Raw genomic sequence first — 17,641 nt, 5'->3', positions numbered from 1 at the left:
GCTCCGAGTCGCCCTGACGCAAACGCATCAGGGCCTGGCGGTACTCGTGCATCTCGATACTCCTGCGGGCCACCGGCTTTCTCCTGCCAAACCCGGCAGGGTAGCGATGGACCGCTCAAGGTCGAGACGTCCGTCAGAGTGAGACTGGCTCCATTACGCCGATCCGGCGCTGGCGCCTATGTGCCGATCCGTGGGTGGCTCCATTACGCCGATCACGGAGTGGCTCCAATGTGCCGGTCACAAGGTGGCTCCATTGTGCCGATCATCAACTGGCTCCAATGTGCCGGTCGGTGACAGTGAGCGAGGCTTCAAAGCCACGGGGTGGAATGTAACGCAGTGGGCCAAGGTAACGGGACTTTTCCAACTGCTCGCGCAGCAGCCGCAAGGGGCCGACCAGCATCCAGGACATGAAGCCGGCGAACGCCTGCAGTATGAATATGTCCTTGGCTGATTCCGGGTTGCTCGCTGGAATCATGATCTGCCGGTCGAGCTCGGGTATGGCGCCTTTGAATCGCTGAAGCCATGTTACGAATCCAGGGTTTGGACTATCCGCAGATGCGGTACGAACAACTTCCAGCACAGCGAGAAGAACAGAAGGCGGAATCTCTGGAGCCTCCTCGCCATTACTCTCATCAGCGGTGAGGCCCAGCTCTGTGCGGAATGCCTCGGTGTCCTGGCGCGGGCGAACCCAGTCCGCCAGTTCTTGAAACAAGGCCTCCCCTTCGATGCCATTCGCTAGAAAAATGGGATGGCTTGCGTTCATCCGCAAGAGTGGTTGTCTGCCATCGGCTCCGGTCGAAATTTCGACGCACCAGATGCTGTTGAAGCCTAACTTGTAGGCGCTAACGACTGCTTCATTACGCAGATCGCTCCATGACATGCTCAGCTTGACCTCTAGGGTTGAAACACAGGCCCGAATTGAATCTAGTGTTTCATGAAAGCGCCACACCTCGGCATCAGCCAGCGACAGGTCTTCGATAGCGTCACCGGCGAGTTCAGGCAAGGATTCGTCTCCGAGTTCCATGCCGAATCCGATTTCAATTACGCGGCCGGTATCATGTCTATGAACAAAGTTTCGGAATCCGCCCAGATCAACTGCTTTGCCTCCCTGTAGGGTTGAGTCAACATCCGGTGAGCCATGCTCCAGAACTTCGCGAACAAGTTGAAGTGACTGCAGGATCGTGCTCTTGCCGGCGCTGTTGGCGCCGAAGAGCAGCGTGATCGGGCGCAAGTCGATGTGAACCTCTTCGGAGAATCCTTTGAAATTCTTCAGGGAGATGGATTTGATGAGTGAGCGCATGGGTCGCTTGACGTGAATTCAGGACAGCAGACTGTCTTGAAGTGATGAAAATAGTGGAGCAGAGTCGGACTCGAGCTGCTTTTCACAAAGGGTCGTTATTTTCCTAAAGGCCATGGCATACGAAGACTGCAAGTCCGCGGTAGGCCAAATTAGGCGAACTCGCTCGAGGGCACCTTTACTCACCATGCCTTTCATCGAGTTGGTTGAGGCATCTTGGATTCGCTGTTTTGAGTAAAGCAGCAAGCCATAGAGAAATTCCGGCTCGGTCCCTTCAAAAGGAGTGAGAGCATTAATTTGCTGATTAAAAGCGACCTGGCGATCAGCCATCGCGACATTGCCAATGCAGGATGGGGTGCCAGCAATGCATGTCATCAAGGTAGAGCCCGCAGGAGCAGTGCGGCCGAGGCGGAGTCCTTGTTCGGAAAGACCTTCCGCGGCCTTGGTCAGCCAATGGCTTGGCGTATTGATGTTGTCGGACTTGATCCACTCGATGGTCGACCCAAAATTCTCCGGCGTTTCTCGTGAAGGAGTATTGCCCGTGATGACCTTTGCAATTTCATAAATTTCCTTCTCAGGCCATTTCCTGGAATTAGTAACAGGATCACCAAACATTTCGAGGAAAACGGCGCGGAGGAAGTCGTCGGCGAGGTGGATGGCTTGCCGGCGTTTGCGGCGCAGGCTGTCGGCCTTGTCGAGAATGGCGGCAATGCGTTTTTGTTCTTCAATGCACGGAAAATTCACAGGCATTGACTTGATGATCTTTTCGGACACAGCCGGATAGCTGGCCCCAGTCGCAACAGCTGACAAATGTCGCACGACGTTCTCGGAGGACACCCAGTGGAACAGATACCTTCGATCAAGATTCTTGTTTGCTCTGAGCACACAGAAGCCGGTTGATGCGATTGCTCCATCCAAGTCGCCGGGAACCATTGCAACGGTGTTCAGATTGGGCCTGACAGTAGAGACAAGAATATCGCCAGACTGCACAAGCTGGCGCGCTCGACTAGGAGCCTCCTGAACCGCAATTCTTTGAACGTTTGCGATCAGCCGATCCTCTCGGTTTATCGCACCGATGTCGATGTACGTGAAGTGTTCGTCTCCGAAGAGCTCCGACGGAGACACACACCTGACTGGGTCAAGGTTCCGTCCCAGCGAAACTGGCTGTTGGCTCATCCCAGCATCCCCTGCAACTCCGCCAGTTCCTTCTGAATCTCGCTCTCCAGGTCCATCAGACGCTTGAGAATGTCACGCGGGTCTTCATGCTGCTCGGCTACATGCACCTGCTGCTTGTAGCGGTTGATGGAGAGGTCGTAGTTCTGCGCGACGATGTCAGCGAGCGGCACGCTGAAGGCTTTCTGCGTGCGGTCGGTGATCTCTGTCTTGCGGTCGCACCATTGCTGCCATTGGGCGAGCACGTCGGGGAGGTCGTTGTTCTTGATGGGCTGGCGTTTGTCGTCCCGCGAGAAGCCGTCTTCCTCGACGTCGTAGAAGAAAACTTCGTCGGTCTTGCCACCCTTGCTGAAGATGATGATTGCGGTGGAGACGCCGGCGTAGGGTTTGAAGACGCCTGAGGGTAGCGAGATCACGGCCTCAAGCTGGTTATCTTCCACCAGGTGTTTGCGTAACTGCACGTGGGCTTTGCTGGAACCGAAGAGCACGCCATCGGGAACGATGGTGGCGCTGCGCCCCCCCACCTTGAGCATGCGCAGGATGAGGGCAACGAAGAGAAGTTCGGTCTTCTTGGTCTTGACGGTGCGGAGGATGTCGGGTGCGACGTCCTGCTCGTCCAGGCTGCCCTTGAAGGGCGGGTTGGCAAGGATGAGGTCGAAGCCGCTTTTGGCGGCGTGGGGATAACGTTCTTCGAATTTCTGGCTGAGGGTGTCCTGGTAGTGCACGTCCGGCTTGGCGACGCCGTGCATGACTAGGTTCATGGTTGCGATGCGCAGCATGGTGGCGTCGAAATCGAAGGCGTGGAACATGTCGGTATCCACGTGTTCGCGATGACCGTTTTGCACAAGTAAATCGCCGCTGTAGAGGATGACGGTTTCACCATCAATGACTTCAGTGTGGGTGCCAGCGGAGCTGGAGTTTTTCTCAAGCAGGTAGTCGTAGCTCACGGAAAGAAATCCGCCCGTGCCGCAGGCGGGGTCGCAGATGCGGTCAGTGGGCTGCGGAGCCATCAGCTCGACCATCATGCGGATGATGTGGCGCGGGGTGCGGAACTGGCCGTTGATGCCGGCGGTAGTCAGTTTGCTGAGCAGGTATTCGTAGAGGTCGCCCTTGGTGTCGCCGCGCTCTAGCGGGAGATCGCCGATCATGGAGACGGCTTTGACCAGCAGCGTGGGCTTCTGGATCATGAGCTGGGCGTCTTTCATGAATTCGGCGAAGGGGTTGTCGCCGGCCTCGGCCGCGAGGCGTCGGAAGTGGGTGAAGACGCGGTCGCGCACATGCGGCAGCATTTTTTCGGCGCCGTAGTGGCGCCAGGTTTCCCAGCGGCAGGTTTGCTCGTCGGCCGTGAAGCGGGGCTTGAAGCTCTTGCCGGCGACCTTGCTCATGCGCTCGTCGCGGCGCTCGGCCATGTCGAGCATGCGGGCGTACATGAGAAAGGTGATCTGCTCAATCACGGTAAGGGGGTTGGTGATGCCGCCAGTCCAGAAATCGGTCCAGAGGCCATCGATGCGGTTCTTGAGTTCGCCGGTGATCATGGTTTTTTGTGTGTCAGTACGTCGATGTGTTCAGTGAATCGAATAGGCAGATAGGCGTGAAGTCTTGCGCGCCTAAAATCTCTGCGTTTTTCTTGTTTGGAGCGTGGGTCAAGAATGTAGGCATCGTTGTTCTGCTGCTTGAATACAACCCAGTGCCAGTTACCATTTTTCCGGAGGTTGATCGCTGCAATCGCCAACTCGACCTTGATCTGAGGCCAGTTATCTGTTCGGCGGTAGTTGCCATATTCAATGCTGTGGGCTTTCAGGAGCGTTTTCAGATGCGCTGCCTCGGTGTAGAACGAACGCGATCTGGACGGCCAATCATGTAGGAGTTCATGAGCCTGTTTCTTGATCGTTTTGTACCGTGTGCCAACGATCATCGCGATACACGCCAAACCGCATCCCGTCGAATCCTCTTGTATGACTCGTTTCATACTTGACCTCGCTCTGCAGGCGGCTCGCCGAAACTCCGCACGATGCCAATCAGCTCGTCGAGCTGTCCGTCAAGGCTGAACACGCCGGTAATACCTTCGTCGTGGATGCGCGTGAAGGGGGCCTGGAAGAGTTGCTCAAGACGGATGCTGCCGACGAGTGCAATGTGCTCCTTGAGCATGTCCAGAAAACGGAGCTGGGTGGATGTGAGCGGGTGCCTCTGGGCGAAGGCGGTGAAGCGGGCTTCGACGGCTGTGCCATCCATGCCGACGAGGCTGCGCAAGATCTGGGCGAGCGGCACGGCGGTGTCGGCATAGAACTCGGCGAGGGTGTGTAGATCAACATTCGGGTTGTGGGTGTGGATCAGGCTGTTGAGCTGTTCCAGCTCTGCCTCACTGACCGACTCGCCGTTGCGAATCTTGGTGAGCACGGGGTCTGAGCCGAAGAGCTGGCGCAGCGTGGCTTCGACCTTCTGCTGGTAGATGCGAGCGTCGATGCTCTTGACCTTGCTCTGGATTTCTTCGACGCGGTATTCGGCGACGTCTTCCTTGACGTCCAGCACAGGCGTGGGCATCGGAGGTGGTGGCGGAGGTGGTTCGGCGAGGTACACGATGTCGCGGAGTTCAATGCGCTTGGCTTCGAGCTTGATGAAGTTGGCGTCCTGCCAAAAGGCATCGCTCCGGATTTCCTTAAGCGCGGCGGCCTTGGCGCGCACCTGGCTGAGGTTGGCGGGCAGACGGTCGAGCAGCGCGAGGATTTCGTGCTTGAGCGAGTTCTCCTGGCCGGGCTTGGTGAGCGCCGCCTCCTGCGCCTTGGCGAGGAGCAGGTCCCAACGCAGGGCGTCGCCCTGGCCGCGCACGTCAAGCGCATTGAGCAGAGGGGCGACGTTGTCGGCCAGTACCTGAACGGTGGCTGGGGCGAACTGGTCGAGCGCGGTGGCATCGCGGGCAAGTTGCACGGCTTGCCAGTTGTCCCGGATGGCGATGCTGCCGTCGTCGAGCGCGTCGGCATCCTGCTTCAGCAGGGCAGTGAGGCTGGCGAAGGCGTCCAGCTCGGAGCGCTTGAGGGCGAGCCGGGCGAGTTCGATGCGGGCTTCAAAGCGGCGCTGGGTGAGGGGCTTCGCCGCCGCGGGCTCGATTTCGTCGGCATTCATCTCGTGGTAGGCAAAGTTGGCCCAGTGGTCGAAGATGAGAAATTCGGTCTTGTGTTGCCCCATGCCAAACAGGTTCTGGCAAAGGCGGGTGCCACGCCCGATCATCTGCCAGAACTTGACCTTGGATTTGACCGGCTTGGCGAAGACGAGGTTGACGACTTCGGGCACGTCGATGCCGGTGTCGAGCATGTCGACCGAGATGGCGATGCGCAGCTGGTCGTTCTTGCAGTTCTCACCACCCTTGAAATCGTCGATGAGCTGTTCGGCGCGGGGCTCCTTGGAGTGGATCACGGCGCAGAACTTACCGGCGAACTGCGGATACATCTCGTCGAAGAGGCTATGCAGCAGGCGGGCGTGGTCGATGTTGCGGGCGAAGATGATGCTCTTGCCGGGGAGCTGGCCATCAGCGTCGCGGATGCCGCGCTCCATGAGGTTGCGCAGGATGACGCGGTTGGTGTCCTTGTTGAAGATGGCCTTGTCGATCTCTTCGGCATCGAAATCGAGCGTATTCGGGTCGATGCCCTGGTCTTCGAGCTGGGCGACCTGTTCGTCGCTGAGGTGTGCGGCCTTGATGCCATCGCGCAGGAATTTGGTGGTGTGGGCAACGATGCGGTAGGGCACAAGGTTGCCCTGGGCGACGGCCTGCTCCAACGTGTAGTTGGCGGTGGGCGTTTTGTAGTCGCAGCCGAAGAGCTGGCAGGTGCTGCGGCTGACCATCTCGACCGGGGTGGCGGTGAGGCCGACCTGGAGTGCGTCGAAGTAGCGGAAAATGTCACCGTAAAGGTTGTAGACCGAGCGGTGGGATTCGTCGGCAATGATGAGATCGAAGAAGCCGACGTCGAAAGTTTCGTAATCGTTGATCAGCCCCTGGTAGATACCGATGTAGATGCGGGCATCCTGCTTGGCGACGTCGTTCTTCTGTCCGATGACGTAAAGCGGTTCCTTAAGGAAATCGTTGAAGGCGTTCTTGGCCTGCTTACGCAGCTCGCGGCGGTCGCACAGGAAGAGCACGCGCTTGGCCCAGCAGGCTTCGATGAGCAGTTTGGCGAGCGAGATAGCCACACGGGTCTTGCCGGTGCCGGTGGCTTGCACGACCAGTGCCTTGCGGTGACGGGCGGCAAAGCGCTCCTGCACTCGGCGCAGGGTTTCGATCTGGTAGAGGCGGCCCGCGATGCTGGGATCCGGGGTGAGGGTGAGCAGATCGCGCTGCTCGCGGCGCCGGAAGCCAATACGGTATTGCAAGGTGTCTTTGCTGAAGAAACCGTAGAGCTTGCGCGGTGGGTAGCCACCTGCGTCGTCCCACAACCAGATGTCGTGGCCGTTGGTGTAGAAAATCATTGGGCGCTGGCCGTGCATCTCCTCCAGGCCATCGGCGTAGTCCTTGGCCTGCTGCTGGCCCTGGGTGGCGCTGATGATGGCCTTCTTGGCCTCGACGACGGCGAGCGGCTTGCCGTTGTCGTCCCAAAGCACGTAGTCGGCATAGCCGAGGCCGGACGGAGTGCCCTGGTGCAGGACTTCAACTTCTTGCCCGACCTGCGGTGTGTTGGCACCGTCGTGGCCGACTGCCCAGCCCCCCATGCGCAAGTCGCGGTCGATGAGCCACTTGCGGGTGTTGTCTTCCGAGAAGTGGAGTTGCTTGGTGGCGGCCAGCGCTGCGTTGCTAATGTCTTCGAGCTCCGCGGCGGGAAGCGGCTGGTTGCTGGCGCTGATTTGCGCCCGCAGAGTCTGCTCGTTGTCGCGCAAAGCCTGCAATTCTTCGAGCATCTCGCGGATGCGCGCTTCCTTTATTGCGTTGTCTTCTTCGAGTTTCTTGGCAATGCGCTTGATCTCGGCCTTGCCGTCAATGCCGCCTTGTTGGGGCTCGACGAAGTCGGTGAAGTCAGCAACCTGCCCTTGAAGTTGGGAGACGTGCAACCAGCGGGCCAGCTGCCAGGCTTCACGCACGCAGCGCAGGGCATCGGAGACGGTGACGTCTTCACCATGCGCGGCACGGTTGCCTAGGCGGCGGATAAGGTGGAGTTTGTCTTGCACCAGAGCGTCAGCAACCATACGGAAGCTATCGTTCTTGAGCAGGTCGACGAAGGTGGATTGCGGCGCTTGCGGCAGGCGCAAGCGCATGTAGATCACATCTACCATGCGCTCGGCGAAGTTACGCAGTTTGACCAGCGCACTTTCGGCATCCGACCAGGCGTAGTGCTCCGCGTAGCCCCCCATGTTGGCGAGCTCGGGGTAGTTGGGCCTGAGCGGTTCGAAATTCAGCGATTTGATGTTTTGCATCAGCATGTCTGGTGGTCTTCGCGGCGGATCAGATTGCATCTCTATCCGCGAGAACCGTGCCAGCCCCCGTTATCAGTCTTTTTCGTCAAGCCCTACGCCGAGACGGCCGGCCCAGTTACTCAAGGTTTGGTAGTTCGAGAAGCCGAGCAGCTCGGCTGCGCGCTTCTTCTTGTGGCCACTTTGTTGCAGTGCCCGGTCAATGTAATGGCGCGAAATTTCGTCCAGAAGCTCTTGTAAATCAAAGCCCTTTCCCAGTGGGCGATCAAGCAAGCCTACATTGTTTTTGCGGACATCCAGCAGCGAACGCTGGATGTCCGCCTCTTCAATCGTGGCGCTGGAAGACCAGATCGCTGAGCGCAGCAGCGTGTGATAGAGCTCGCGGATGTTGCCGGGCCAGCCGTGTGAGACAAGAAGATTTCTTGCTGCCTGAGAAAGTTTTTTATGTTGCGCCTCTGGGGTTTCGGTGGCATCGCGATTGATCTGGTCGAGCAAGTCGTCAATCAACAGATCAAGATCGCCATCGCGCTCGCGGAGCGGCGGCAAATTAAGGATGCCGACGGCGAGGCGATGAAAGAGGTCTTCGCGGAAGCGTCCTTCCGCGACATCCTTGGCGAGGTCGCGGTGGGTGGCGGCGATGATGCGCACATTCACCTTGGCGGGCTTTGACTCGCCCAGCGGTGTGATTTCCCTCTGCTGCAAGGCACGCAGCAGGCGCACTTGTGAATCGAGCGGCAAGTCGCCGATCTCGTCCAGAAACAGCGTACCGCCTTCGGCCTCGCGAAAGTGGCCGGGGCGGGCCGAATCCGCCCCGGTGAAGGCACCTTTCTTGTGGCCGAAGAGTTCGGAGTTGGCGAGGTCTTTGGGCATGGCGCCGCAATTGACGGCGATGAAGGGCTTGCCGGTTCGGCGACTGGCGGCATGAATGGCCTCCGCAAAGAGCTCCTTGCCGGTGCCGGTCTCGCCCAGAATCAGTACAGGGACTTCGTGGGCGGCAATCTTCTGTGCGAGCTGGATTTGCTCGCGCATGACCGGACTGCGGTGAATCAGCTTTGAGAACTCGGGGGCCGTTGGAGTGGCGCTGCTGAGTCGTTCGATACGCTCGCTGCTGCGCTGAAGGAATTCGGGCAGATATTCGTTCGCCAGGTCGAAGATGAAATCGACCGACTCCAGCCCGTTCTCCTTGGAGGTCTGGATCAGTTTGGCTGGGAAGCGCGTCTTTGCCAGGATGATCCAGATGGCCGTCATGGCTGGCGTGCCAGGGCTCAAATGGAAAGTGAGCTCAATAGCGTCATTTGGCAGGCGGAGGGCTTTGAGTTCGCGGCTAACCTGCTCGTAGATCTCGGCGTAATTCGTCGGGCTGCTGAGTTCAACCCCAAACAGGTCGGTTTCGACGCAGCCAGTAGTCTTCTCCAGCCAGGCGCAGTAGGCCTTGGTGCGATCAAACTCGTAGTTCGTAAGCAGACAGATCTTGTCGAAAGGTGCGTGTGCTTTGATGGCGGAGGCGACCGGGCCGAGGTCGTCACCCCGCAAGCCCTCAGCGCAATCGTGGTCAGCCTTGCCCACCCAAGAGATGAACCATGATCTTTTACTCATGACGAGATGGTAAAGTCCTCAGGGCCAAAATAGATAATATTTTTTATCTTGCGCTCACCAAGGTCAGCTCGCTGATGCTTGGCATCTTACGTCCGCTCTGCTCCAGCAAGCATCCGCATGGTGGCTTGCAGGCCATTGAGCGTGTTCCTCCAGCGCTCCTGCGCGTCGCGGTACATCTGGTCGCCGCTGACGTTGGCGGCGTACTGCTCGGGATACAGGCGCTGGAACTCCCGATCCAGGTTCCTCACGTCGTAGGCCAAGCCCATGGCCTGCGCGATCAGCCGCTCGGTCGTCGCCAGGTTGGCGCGCAACTGGCCCACCACGCTGGACGGCAGGCTGGCGAGGTTGCGCGCCTGGTTCATCAGCATCTGCGCTTCGTTCTGGAGCTGCTGGATCTGGTTGTTGATCTGCTCCAGCGTGCGGATCGCGGTTAGCGTGTTCTGCACGAGGTTCGTGGGATCGACCACAACCCATTGCGCATGGGCAGTGGCATTGCAAATGTATGGCCGCGATGGCGGCAGCGACCTGGTCGACGGCCCGTACGTGAAGCGGCTTCGTCAGCGTGAACGCGATCGAGCTAAGTAGTCACTGGCAGGTCTTTTGGTGACTTCGTTTCGGGCCGATCAGACGCAGTCTGGTCGGCGGCCGTTCAGGGGCGCCAAGCGACGCGCGGCGGGGATGGGCTGCCAGCCGATCCCCTGGAGGCGAGCACAGCGCGCAAGCCCGTCGGAGCCGAAGGCGTCAGGGATCGAAGCCGGATGGCCGTGATTCGGCACGAAGCAGGGGGGCTGCGCCCCGCAAGCCCGATAGCGATACGCCGGGATGTTTGCTTCCCCGCCGAACCGAGGACTTGACCCCGTGACGCGTCAGCCGTTGCAGGCATCGGCGCTCTTCCTCCGATCGACTGCCTTCACAACCGGATGAAAACTATATACAATCAATTAGTCCATTAATATTTTTAAAAGAAATGTTGAAAATTAATGAGTTATGTAAATGTTGGACGAAATGAACGAATCACATTCTGATTTAGCCCAGGTGGTCCGCCTGGCGCTCGCCGAGCAGATTGAGGATGTGCGCCTGTTCGTGGCCAGGCTCGTTCGGAAGTACCGCAACACCGATCCCGAGCTGGCGGAGCAGATGGACCTTTACCTGCGTGCGAAGATGCCTCGAACGAGCGCGCCCATGCGCAAGGCCACTCCGCCTGCGACGCCCGCGCATGCTTTGCCGGTTGATGACGAGTCGCGGCTGTCCTTGCTGAAAGTTTTCAAGGACACGCCCGATAGAGAGCAGCCCTTGCTGTCGGTCGACCTTGAGCAGACGTTGAGCCAATTGATCCAGGAGCGGCTCCAGACGGAACGCTTGGCATCGATGGGATTGAGCCCGACGCGTTCCGCCATCTTTGTGGGGCCACCCGGCGTCGGGAAGACATTGACTGCGCGCTGGCTTGCCTCACAACTGGGTGTGCCGCTGTACGTGCTGGATCTGACCGCTGTCATGAGCAGTTTGCTCGGCCGAAGTGGGGCCAATCTGCGCACGGCACTCGACTTCGCGAAACGCAGTCCGTGCGTGTTGTTGCTGGATGAGATCGATGCCATCGCCAAGCGCCGCAGTGACGATACCGATATCGGCGAACTGAAGCGCCTGGTCACCGTCATCCTGCAAGAAGTCGACGAATGGCCAGCCACCGGACTGTTGCTTGCCGCCACCAACCACTCTGAACTCATCGACCCTGCGCTGTGGCGCCGCTTCGATCTAGTGATCACGTTCAAAGCGCCGGAAATGTCGGCTGTCAAGTCAGCGATCAAGCGCTTTCTGGGGCCGGACTACGCGCTGTTCGGTCGCTGGATCGACATCCTGACCTTTGCATTCAACGGTGAGTCGTTCAGCGACATCGAACGGGACCTTCAGCGTTTCCGCCGCGCGGTAGCGCTGGGCACGGCCTCGGATGCCGATCTCATTGAAGAGTTCATCAAATCGCGTGCGCTCGTTCTGGATCGGCAGGCCCGCATCGATCTGGCCGTGTTGCTGGCAAAGCAGACGCGTCTGTCGCAGCACACCGTCTCTGAAATCACCGGTGTGAGTCGCGACACCATCCGGAAGTACACGAACGAGCAGCCACCTGCCGCGAAAAAGACCTCGAAGGGGAAGCCTGACGCATGAGCCAAACCAATTTCCTTATCGGGCGCGGCGAACTGCTGACCCACGATATCAAGGGACCAAAGCGCAAGCCCGGCAAGGCTGAGGTTTACTCCTTGCAGGAAGCCGCAGGACGCCTCACGCCACAGTTCTCCGCAACCGCGACGGCGCTGGACGCCTTGCCACCAGAGGCCTGTCCTGGCGACTTCGGCGTTGCGCGGCTGACGATGAATCCGAGCTACATCGCGCGGTCATTCTTCCCGGTTGCAATGCTGCGCACCGTGGGTCTGGAGTCGGTCGGCAGCCGAACGGTGAAGGTGACTCCTGACGGCTGGACCAAGAAGGGCGCGCCACAGGAATGCACAACCACCGAACTGTTCGTCGCTGGCAAGCGTCAGGCCTTCCGCAACCTCAAGGGCTGGACGCGCGAGATTGAAGCCGAATCCGATGAGGCGCAGGACCTTGCGCATATCGAAAAGTTCTCCGTCTTCGCACCCAAAGAACGAATCGCGAACTACGGCAGCAAGAAAGATCGCTTTTTCGAAGTAGGGGTTCATCTGCTACCCGATGAAGACCGCTTGTTCGTCCAGCGGGCCTTTGTGCGATACGCCAAGGGTGTGGATGTCAAAGTTCACAGCGATCTCGGTTTCATGGCGGGCAACCTCTGGTTTGTCCCTGTCGAAGGCAAGCATGGTGATGTCGAGAGACTCGCCGAGTTCGTGTTCGTGCGCGTCATCCGGCCCGTGCCCAAGCTCCGCGGCATGCGGCCGGTGAATCGCACCGGAGGGGTTTCGGTCGGCTGCAGCCTCCCGACGGAACAGCCACTGTCCTCAGAACCGAAGGTCGCCATTCTCGACGGCGGTTTGCCGAAGCAGCACGCGATCGGCCCGTGGCTCCGTTCGTACCGCGTTCTCGACGAAGACGCGGGCGACGATCCTGAAGGCCTCGAGCATGGCTTGGCGGTCACTTCGGCATTCTTGTTCGGCCCGATCCAGCCGACTGGTGCCGCTGCCCGGCCGTTCGCCTACGTCGATCATCTGCGCGTGCTCGACAAGGATGCCGAGACTGAAGATCCGTTGGAACTGTATAGAACGCTGGGCTTCGTCGAGCAAGTCTTGCTGTCGCGTCAGTACCAATTCGTGAACCTCAGCCTCGGTCCGGACTTGCCGATCGAGGACACCGATGTTCATGCCTGGACCTCGGTCATCGACGATCTGCTGAGCGACGGCGACACGTTGATGACAGTCGCGATCGGCAACAACGGTGAAAGAGACCGGCTGTCGGGCAACGCTCGTGTGCAGGTGCCCTCGGACTGCGTCAATGCGTTGGCGGTCGGCGCCTCGAACGATACGGAAGCGGGCTGGGCCCGTGCCCCCTATAGCGCGATCGGTCCGGGTCGCAGCCCCGGCGTCGTGAAGCCGGATTTGATGGCGTTCGGCGGCGATGCAGCGAAGTATTTTCATGTACTGGCTTCAGGCAAGAAGCCCGCGCTCCTGCCGCAACTGGGGACCAGCTTCGCTTCACCTTATCTGTTGCGCAGTGCAGTCGGTATCCGCGCCATCCTGGGCACCGAGCTGACCCCGTTGGCGATCAAAGCGCTCCTGGTCCATGCCGCCGAGCCCCTGGAGCACGACAAGCTGGAGGTGGGTTGGGGCAAGGTGCCCGAAGACTTGATGAGCATCATCACCTGTCCGGAAGGGGTGGCACGCGTGGTCTATCAAGGGGAACTGAAGCCCGGCAAATACCTGCGCGCCTCGCTGCCGCTGCCGGCAAGCGGTCTCAACGGCAACATCCGCCTCAAGGCCACCTTTTGCTACGCCTCGCCGACCGATCCGCAGGATGCAGCTGCCTATACCCGCGCCGGGTTGGAGACGGTGTTCCGCCCCAACGACGAGAAGATCAAGGACGGCAAGGCCAACGCCGACACAAGAGGCTTCTTCGACATGAAGAAGTACGCGACCGAGGAAGAGCGGCGTTCCGACATGGGCAAGTGGGAAACCGTCTTGCACGGCGCAAAAAGCATGCGTGGCAGCAGCCTCAAGAATCCGGTCTTCGACATCCACTACAACGCCCGCGAAGCAGGTGCTCGCGCAACGGGTGCCGAGAAGATTCGCTACGCGCTGATCATCACAGTAGAAGCGCCGAAGCATGTTGACCTCTACAACGAAATCTTGCGTGCCTACGCGAAAACGCTGGTGCCGATTCAGCCGCAGATATCGCTGCCGATTCGCGTCTAGCCCTCAAGCTAGGCAACGTCGATGCGCAATCACTTCAAAACTTGTGAGCACAGAAGCTGGGGGAAAATGTGTCCCTGAACAATACAGAAATTCGTTACTACGACAGCAACGTTCTGCGTTTGCCTGCCGACAAACGTAAGGAGTACCACGAGCAGGTAGACAGACTCGTGACCGAACTCAGCAAGCGGCTGAAGGATCAAAGCGAGATCAAGATCACGAAGGTGGTCAAGGCCGGATCGTTCGCGAAGTACACAATCCTGCGCAAAACGTCGGAAGATCCGGTGGACGTCGACGTGGTGTTCTACATCTCCGGGCGCAGTGTCGACAAGGAAACGCTCACGAGCCTGAGCCAGCTGATCTACGACGCATTGATCAAGCTGTATCCGAACAAGGCCGTCGAAGACTTTGAGATCCAGCGCAAGGCGGCAACGGTTACCTTCGTCGGCTCCGGGCTGAGCGTGGACATCGTGCCCGTCATCGAAGACCCCGCGAGGCCGGGCTACGGCTGGCAGTTCGATATTCACGACAACACCAAGGTACAGACCTGCGCGCCTTGCCAGATCAAATTCGTACGCGATCGCAAGGATGTAGACGGCGACTTTCGCACCCTCGTTCGGCTTGCTAAGAAGTGGCGCAATCGAGTTGAGCTGAAGCCGCTGAAATCGTTCGCCATCGAGCTGATCATGGCGCACCTCCTGGCCAAGAGTGGCAAGGATGGATCGATCGAGAAGCGCTTCCGGGATTTCCTGTTGTACATCGCGCAGTCCGGGCTTAAGGAAGTCATCACGTTCCCAGAGAACGGCAAGGTTTCTCCTGCGTTCTCCGATCCAGTCGTGATCCTCGATCCGGTTTGCAGCACCAACAACGTGACCAGCCGAATCTCAGAAGACGAGCGCCTGGAAATCGTCGCGGCCGCCACGGAGGCTTGGGAGACAGCCAACTTTGCGTCGACCGAGGACGACATCGAGATCTGGAAGGAACTGTTTGGACCACGGTTCAAAGTCAAGGAAGAAGCATGAGTCAAACGTATAGCGCCACTGAAACCTACTCCGTCGCCGATGTTGAAGTCGTCATGCGTCGCGTGACGGCGGATCTGGTGATGATTGCCAGCAGCTCCGGTGCCGTAACGGAGGACAAGGCGCGCGATTGGGGCCATGACATCGAAGCTCTGGCCAAGAATGGCTACCTGCGGATGGTTGACCTCACGCTGATGAGCAATGGAGTCGAGCAAAAGGCCACCCGCTTCGAGGTGAACACGGAGGCCGGCGACTTCACGATGAGCCGTCCTGGTGGGGTGCTGTGGCCGAAGGTTCCCAATCCAAACTTGCGAATTGTTCTGTACTACACCGCTGCGTACGACGCGGCGGCGAAAGAGAAGATGGGTGGCAAGCTGCGCATCGGTTGGGTGCCGACCAGTGCCAATACCAGCCACTCCACCCTGACATCCAGCGCTAGCCGTGATTACGCCAGCAATGGCTACGGCATGCAGCGAAGGGATTTCAGTTAATGGGCCAGCAGAACATTTTCGACGGCAAGATTCCCCTGCCGGACGCTCGCTTGGCGGCACGTGAGAAGACGCTGTTGGGTTTCGACGCGCGCTATCAGAAGATTCACGATCAGTTACGGCTCCTGCTCAACCTCGGCGAACTCGCGGCATGGAGCAAGAAGCACCATCGTCAAAAGCTTACGATCTGCGATTTGGTGGCCGAGCAGTATCCACTCGTGATCTTTCATGGGGATGTCGGTACCGGCAAGACGGCGACGGCCGAGTGCATCGCCAATCGCCTCGCGAGAGAATCACGCACCGAAGATTCCTTGCTGTTCAAGCTCAGCAACCGTGTGCGTGGCAGTGGAAAAGTTGGAGAAATGGGAACCTTGTTGACCCAGGCGTTCCACGAAGTCACGCAGTCGGCAGGCAAGACGCGTCGTGCTGTCCTCGTAATCGACGAGGGGGACTCACTTGCAGCGTCCCGCTCGCAAGAGCATAGCCACCACGAGGATAAGGTTGCTGTCAACACTTTGATCCAATGCGTGGATGACCTAAGGCATTTCGCGGGCAGAGTGGTCGTGTTCCTGTGCACCAATCGTCTGTCGGTGCTAGACGCCGCCCTGCAGCGCCGGGCCGCAGTGGTGGAAGAGTTCCAGCGCCCAAGTGACGAAGAGAGGCGCGCATTGTTCAAGATGGATCTGGACGGCCTTGCGCTCACTGAGCGCCAGATTGATGAACTCGTCGCGACCACCGGTCCGCAAAGCAAGCGCCCGGGTTGGACCTTCTCGGACATTCGAACCAGGCTGTATCCAGCCGCCATGGCCCAGGCTTTTCCCGACGATCCGCTGACCTTTAAACATCTTCACGACGCGGCAACGAAACTGCGTCCATCACCTGTCATGGAGGACCAGTGATGGCGCGGTCATTACTGTTTGGACGTCGTATTCATATCACCGGCAGCATTGCGGTCGACGCCTCAGCGGCGACCACGCAGGAAGTGGCCCGTGCGCGTGAGGTTGTGGAAGTGCTGGTCAAGGATCTGCTTCGCAAAGGGGCCAGCTTCGTCATCCCGGTCGATGCCGAGAAGACGCGACCGGATGGCGTGCCCATCTGCTTTGACTGGCTGATCTGGGACACGATTCAAAAGAATCTACACACACGTCCCGAGGGTGCTCCGAACCCGTTGGTGGTCGCGGTCAAGCATCACAAGAACGAAGATCAGATTCCCGACCAGTTCGCAGGAGTCTGGGGCGCGCTGCGCGGCTCGGCACTGATCCAGATCGAAAGTGCCGCGCACTGGAACATGAACAGCAAGAGGATGGAAGCGCAGGCGCGGCACGGTGACATCCTCATCGCACTTGGCGGTGGAGAGGGGGTGCTTTTCCTGGCTAATCTCTACCACGACGCCGGCAAGCCGGTGATCCCGTTGAACCTGAAGCTAGGGCCAGCGAACACCGGTGCGCTTCGGTTGTTTGAATACGGCCTCACCGGCAGCAATGCGCAACGCCTATTTCAGACGGAAGGTGGTACGTCTGCGCACAGTTGGCTCAATCGTATCGAGATGCCTGCGCGGAAGGATGTGACAGATAGTGTGCGTGATCTGTCGGACCTGCTGGAGGCGCTTGTTCCGCCCAAGGCATTCGTCGTGCGGCTGCTGAATCCGACGCACGCCGACTACAACGATGTGCAGGATTTCTTCGATACCGTTGTGCAGCCGGTTATGGAGGGCGAGTTGGGGTATAAGCTGACGGTCGTTGACGGCAATCAGGCCTACGACCATGCCCGTATCGATCAGGAGATTTTCACGAAGCTGCATCGCAGTCGCGTCGTGCTTGCTGACATCACCGGCCTACGCCCCAATTGCTTCTTGGAGCTGGGCTATGCGCTGGGCCGGGGGCTGACGACGATGGTGCTGGCTAAGGCCGGCACGGAACATCCTTTCGACATCTATTCGCTATCGGGCCACCACTGGAAGACAACTGGTAGTGCAGAGGATCGGCGTCGCGAGTTTCGTACGCATTGTGTCCGTACCGGTTTAAAACTGACCAGGTGTACCGGTTGAATTTTGACCAGGGACGATAGCCGCCCGTCATTCAGGCTGCTGTGGATAAGTCTATCGGTTTTTCCCTTCCTGGGAAGCTCCTTCCACGTCGATGGCGAGGTGTGTGTTGGCGGTGCGCCCTCCGCGCAGGGCGGAGCCCGGAGCGGAGGGCGCACCGGGGCGCCGTCAGAAGGGTTCAGCATCCTCGGCCGCGCCCGATGTCCGCCTCGCTTTCTCCCGGGTCTTGATCTTTGATCTGGCCACCGCGCTGCTGTGTT

At 59.1% G+C, this 17,641-nt stretch carries 13 protein-coding genes; 6 read left to right on the top strand and 7 right to left on the bottom strand.

From position 1 onward, the window contains the following. Nucleotides 1-265: 265 nt before the first annotated feature. The 7 genes from HHL15_RS25070 to trbJ all read right to left on the bottom strand — a co-directional run bounded on the left by HHL15_RS25070 (nucleotide 266) and on the right by trbJ (nucleotide 9,960). The gene (locus tag HHL15_RS25070) at nucleotides 266-1,300 is read right to left on the bottom strand and encodes an AAA family ATPase (protein ID WP_169148522.1); all 1,035 of its coding nucleotides are present in this window, start codon (nucleotides 1,298-1,300) and stop codon (nucleotides 266-268) included. An 18-nt stretch (nucleotides 1,301-1,318) separates the two neighbouring features. Then, the gene (locus HHL15_RS25065; RefSeq protein ID WP_169148521.1) at nucleotides 1,319-2,473 is read right to left on the bottom strand and encodes a restriction endonuclease subunit S; all 1,155 of its coding nucleotides are present in this window, start codon (nucleotides 2,471-2,473) and stop codon (nucleotides 1,319-1,321) included. Next, a complete protein-coding gene (locus tag HHL15_RS25060; protein ID WP_169148520.1) occupies nucleotides 2,470-4,005 on the bottom strand; it encodes a type I restriction-modification system subunit M in 1,536 nt (511 codons plus the stop codon). The genes HHL15_RS25065 and HHL15_RS25060 overlap by 4 nt, the downstream gene beginning before the upstream one ends. Continuing rightward, on the bottom strand, nucleotides 4,002-4,439 hold the full coding sequence (locus HHL15_RS25055; RefSeq protein ID WP_169148519.1) for a cysteine peptidase family C39 domain-containing protein: 438 nt from the start codon (nucleotides 4,437-4,439) through the stop codon (nucleotides 4,002-4,004). Before HHL15_RS25055 ends, HHL15_RS25060 begins: the two co-directional genes overlap by 4 nt. Beyond that, nucleotides 4,436-7,867, bottom strand: coding sequence for a DEAD/DEAH box helicase family protein (locus tag HHL15_RS25050; RefSeq protein WP_235943665.1), 3,432 nt, complete (start codon nucleotides 7,865-7,867; stop codon nucleotides 4,436-4,438). Before HHL15_RS25050 ends, HHL15_RS25055 begins: the two co-directional genes overlap by 4 nt. Before the next feature lie 72 nt (nucleotides 7,868-7,939). Beyond that, nucleotides 7,940-9,460, bottom strand: a complete 1,521-nt coding sequence (locus tag HHL15_RS25045; RefSeq protein WP_169148517.1) for a sigma-54 interaction domain-containing protein — start codon at nucleotides 9,458-9,460, stop codon at nucleotides 7,940-7,942. 86 nt (nucleotides 9,461-9,546) lie between these two features. Then, entirely contained in the window at nucleotides 9,547-9,960 is a 414-nt protein-coding gene (gene trbJ, locus HHL15_RS25040; protein ID WP_456243190.1) for a P-type conjugative transfer protein TrbJ, read from the bottom strand. A 493-nt stretch (nucleotides 9,961-10,453) separates the two neighbouring features. Here trbJ and HHL15_RS25035 point away from each other — a divergent pair, with 493 nt between their 5' ends. The 6 genes from HHL15_RS25035 to HHL15_RS25010 all read left to right on the top strand — a co-directional run bounded on the left by HHL15_RS25035 (nucleotide 10,454) and on the right by HHL15_RS25010 (nucleotide 17,384). Next, a complete protein-coding gene (locus HHL15_RS25035) occupies nucleotides 10,454-11,620 on the top strand; it encodes an AAA family ATPase (protein WP_169148516.1) in 1,167 nt (388 codons plus the stop codon). After that, a complete protein-coding gene (locus HHL15_RS25030; protein ID WP_169148515.1) occupies nucleotides 11,617-13,833 on the top strand; it encodes a S8 family peptidase in 2,217 nt (738 codons plus the stop codon). Before HHL15_RS25035 ends, HHL15_RS25030 begins: the two co-directional genes overlap by 4 nt. A gap of 68 nt (nucleotides 13,834-13,901) precedes the next feature. Then, complete coding sequence (locus HHL15_RS25025; protein ID WP_169148514.1) at nucleotides 13,902-14,852, top strand: CBASS oligonucleotide cyclase; 951 nt, start codon at nucleotides 13,902-13,904, stop codon at nucleotides 14,850-14,852. After that, nucleotides 14,849-15,340 (top strand): HORMA-1 domain-containing protein, encoded by a 492-nt coding sequence (locus tag HHL15_RS25020; RefSeq protein WP_169148513.1) that lies wholly within the window; start codon nucleotides 14,849-14,851, stop codon nucleotides 15,338-15,340. The genes HHL15_RS25025 and HHL15_RS25020 overlap by 4 nt, the downstream gene beginning before the upstream one ends. After that, the gene (locus HHL15_RS25015) at nucleotides 15,340-16,236 is read left to right on the top strand and encodes an AAA family ATPase (protein ID WP_169148512.1); all 897 of its coding nucleotides are present in this window, start codon (nucleotides 15,340-15,342) and stop codon (nucleotides 16,234-16,236) included. Before HHL15_RS25020 ends, HHL15_RS25015 begins: the two co-directional genes overlap by 1 nt. Continuing rightward, nucleotides 16,236-17,384: a hypothetical protein gene (locus tag HHL15_RS25010; protein WP_169148511.1), complete on the top strand. Its 1,149-nt coding sequence runs from the start codon at nucleotides 16,236-16,238 to the stop codon at nucleotides 17,382-17,384. Before HHL15_RS25015 ends, HHL15_RS25010 begins: the two co-directional genes overlap by 1 nt. Nucleotides 17,385-17,641: the final 257 nt, after the last annotated feature.

It is taken from the genome of Zoogloea dura, assembly GCF_012927165.1.
In the GTDB taxonomy this organism is placed as follows: Bacteria; Pseudomonadota; Gammaproteobacteria; order Burkholderiales; family Rhodocyclaceae; genus Zoogloea; species Zoogloea dura.
This window is presented reverse-complemented; position numbering and strand designations above follow the sequence as displayed.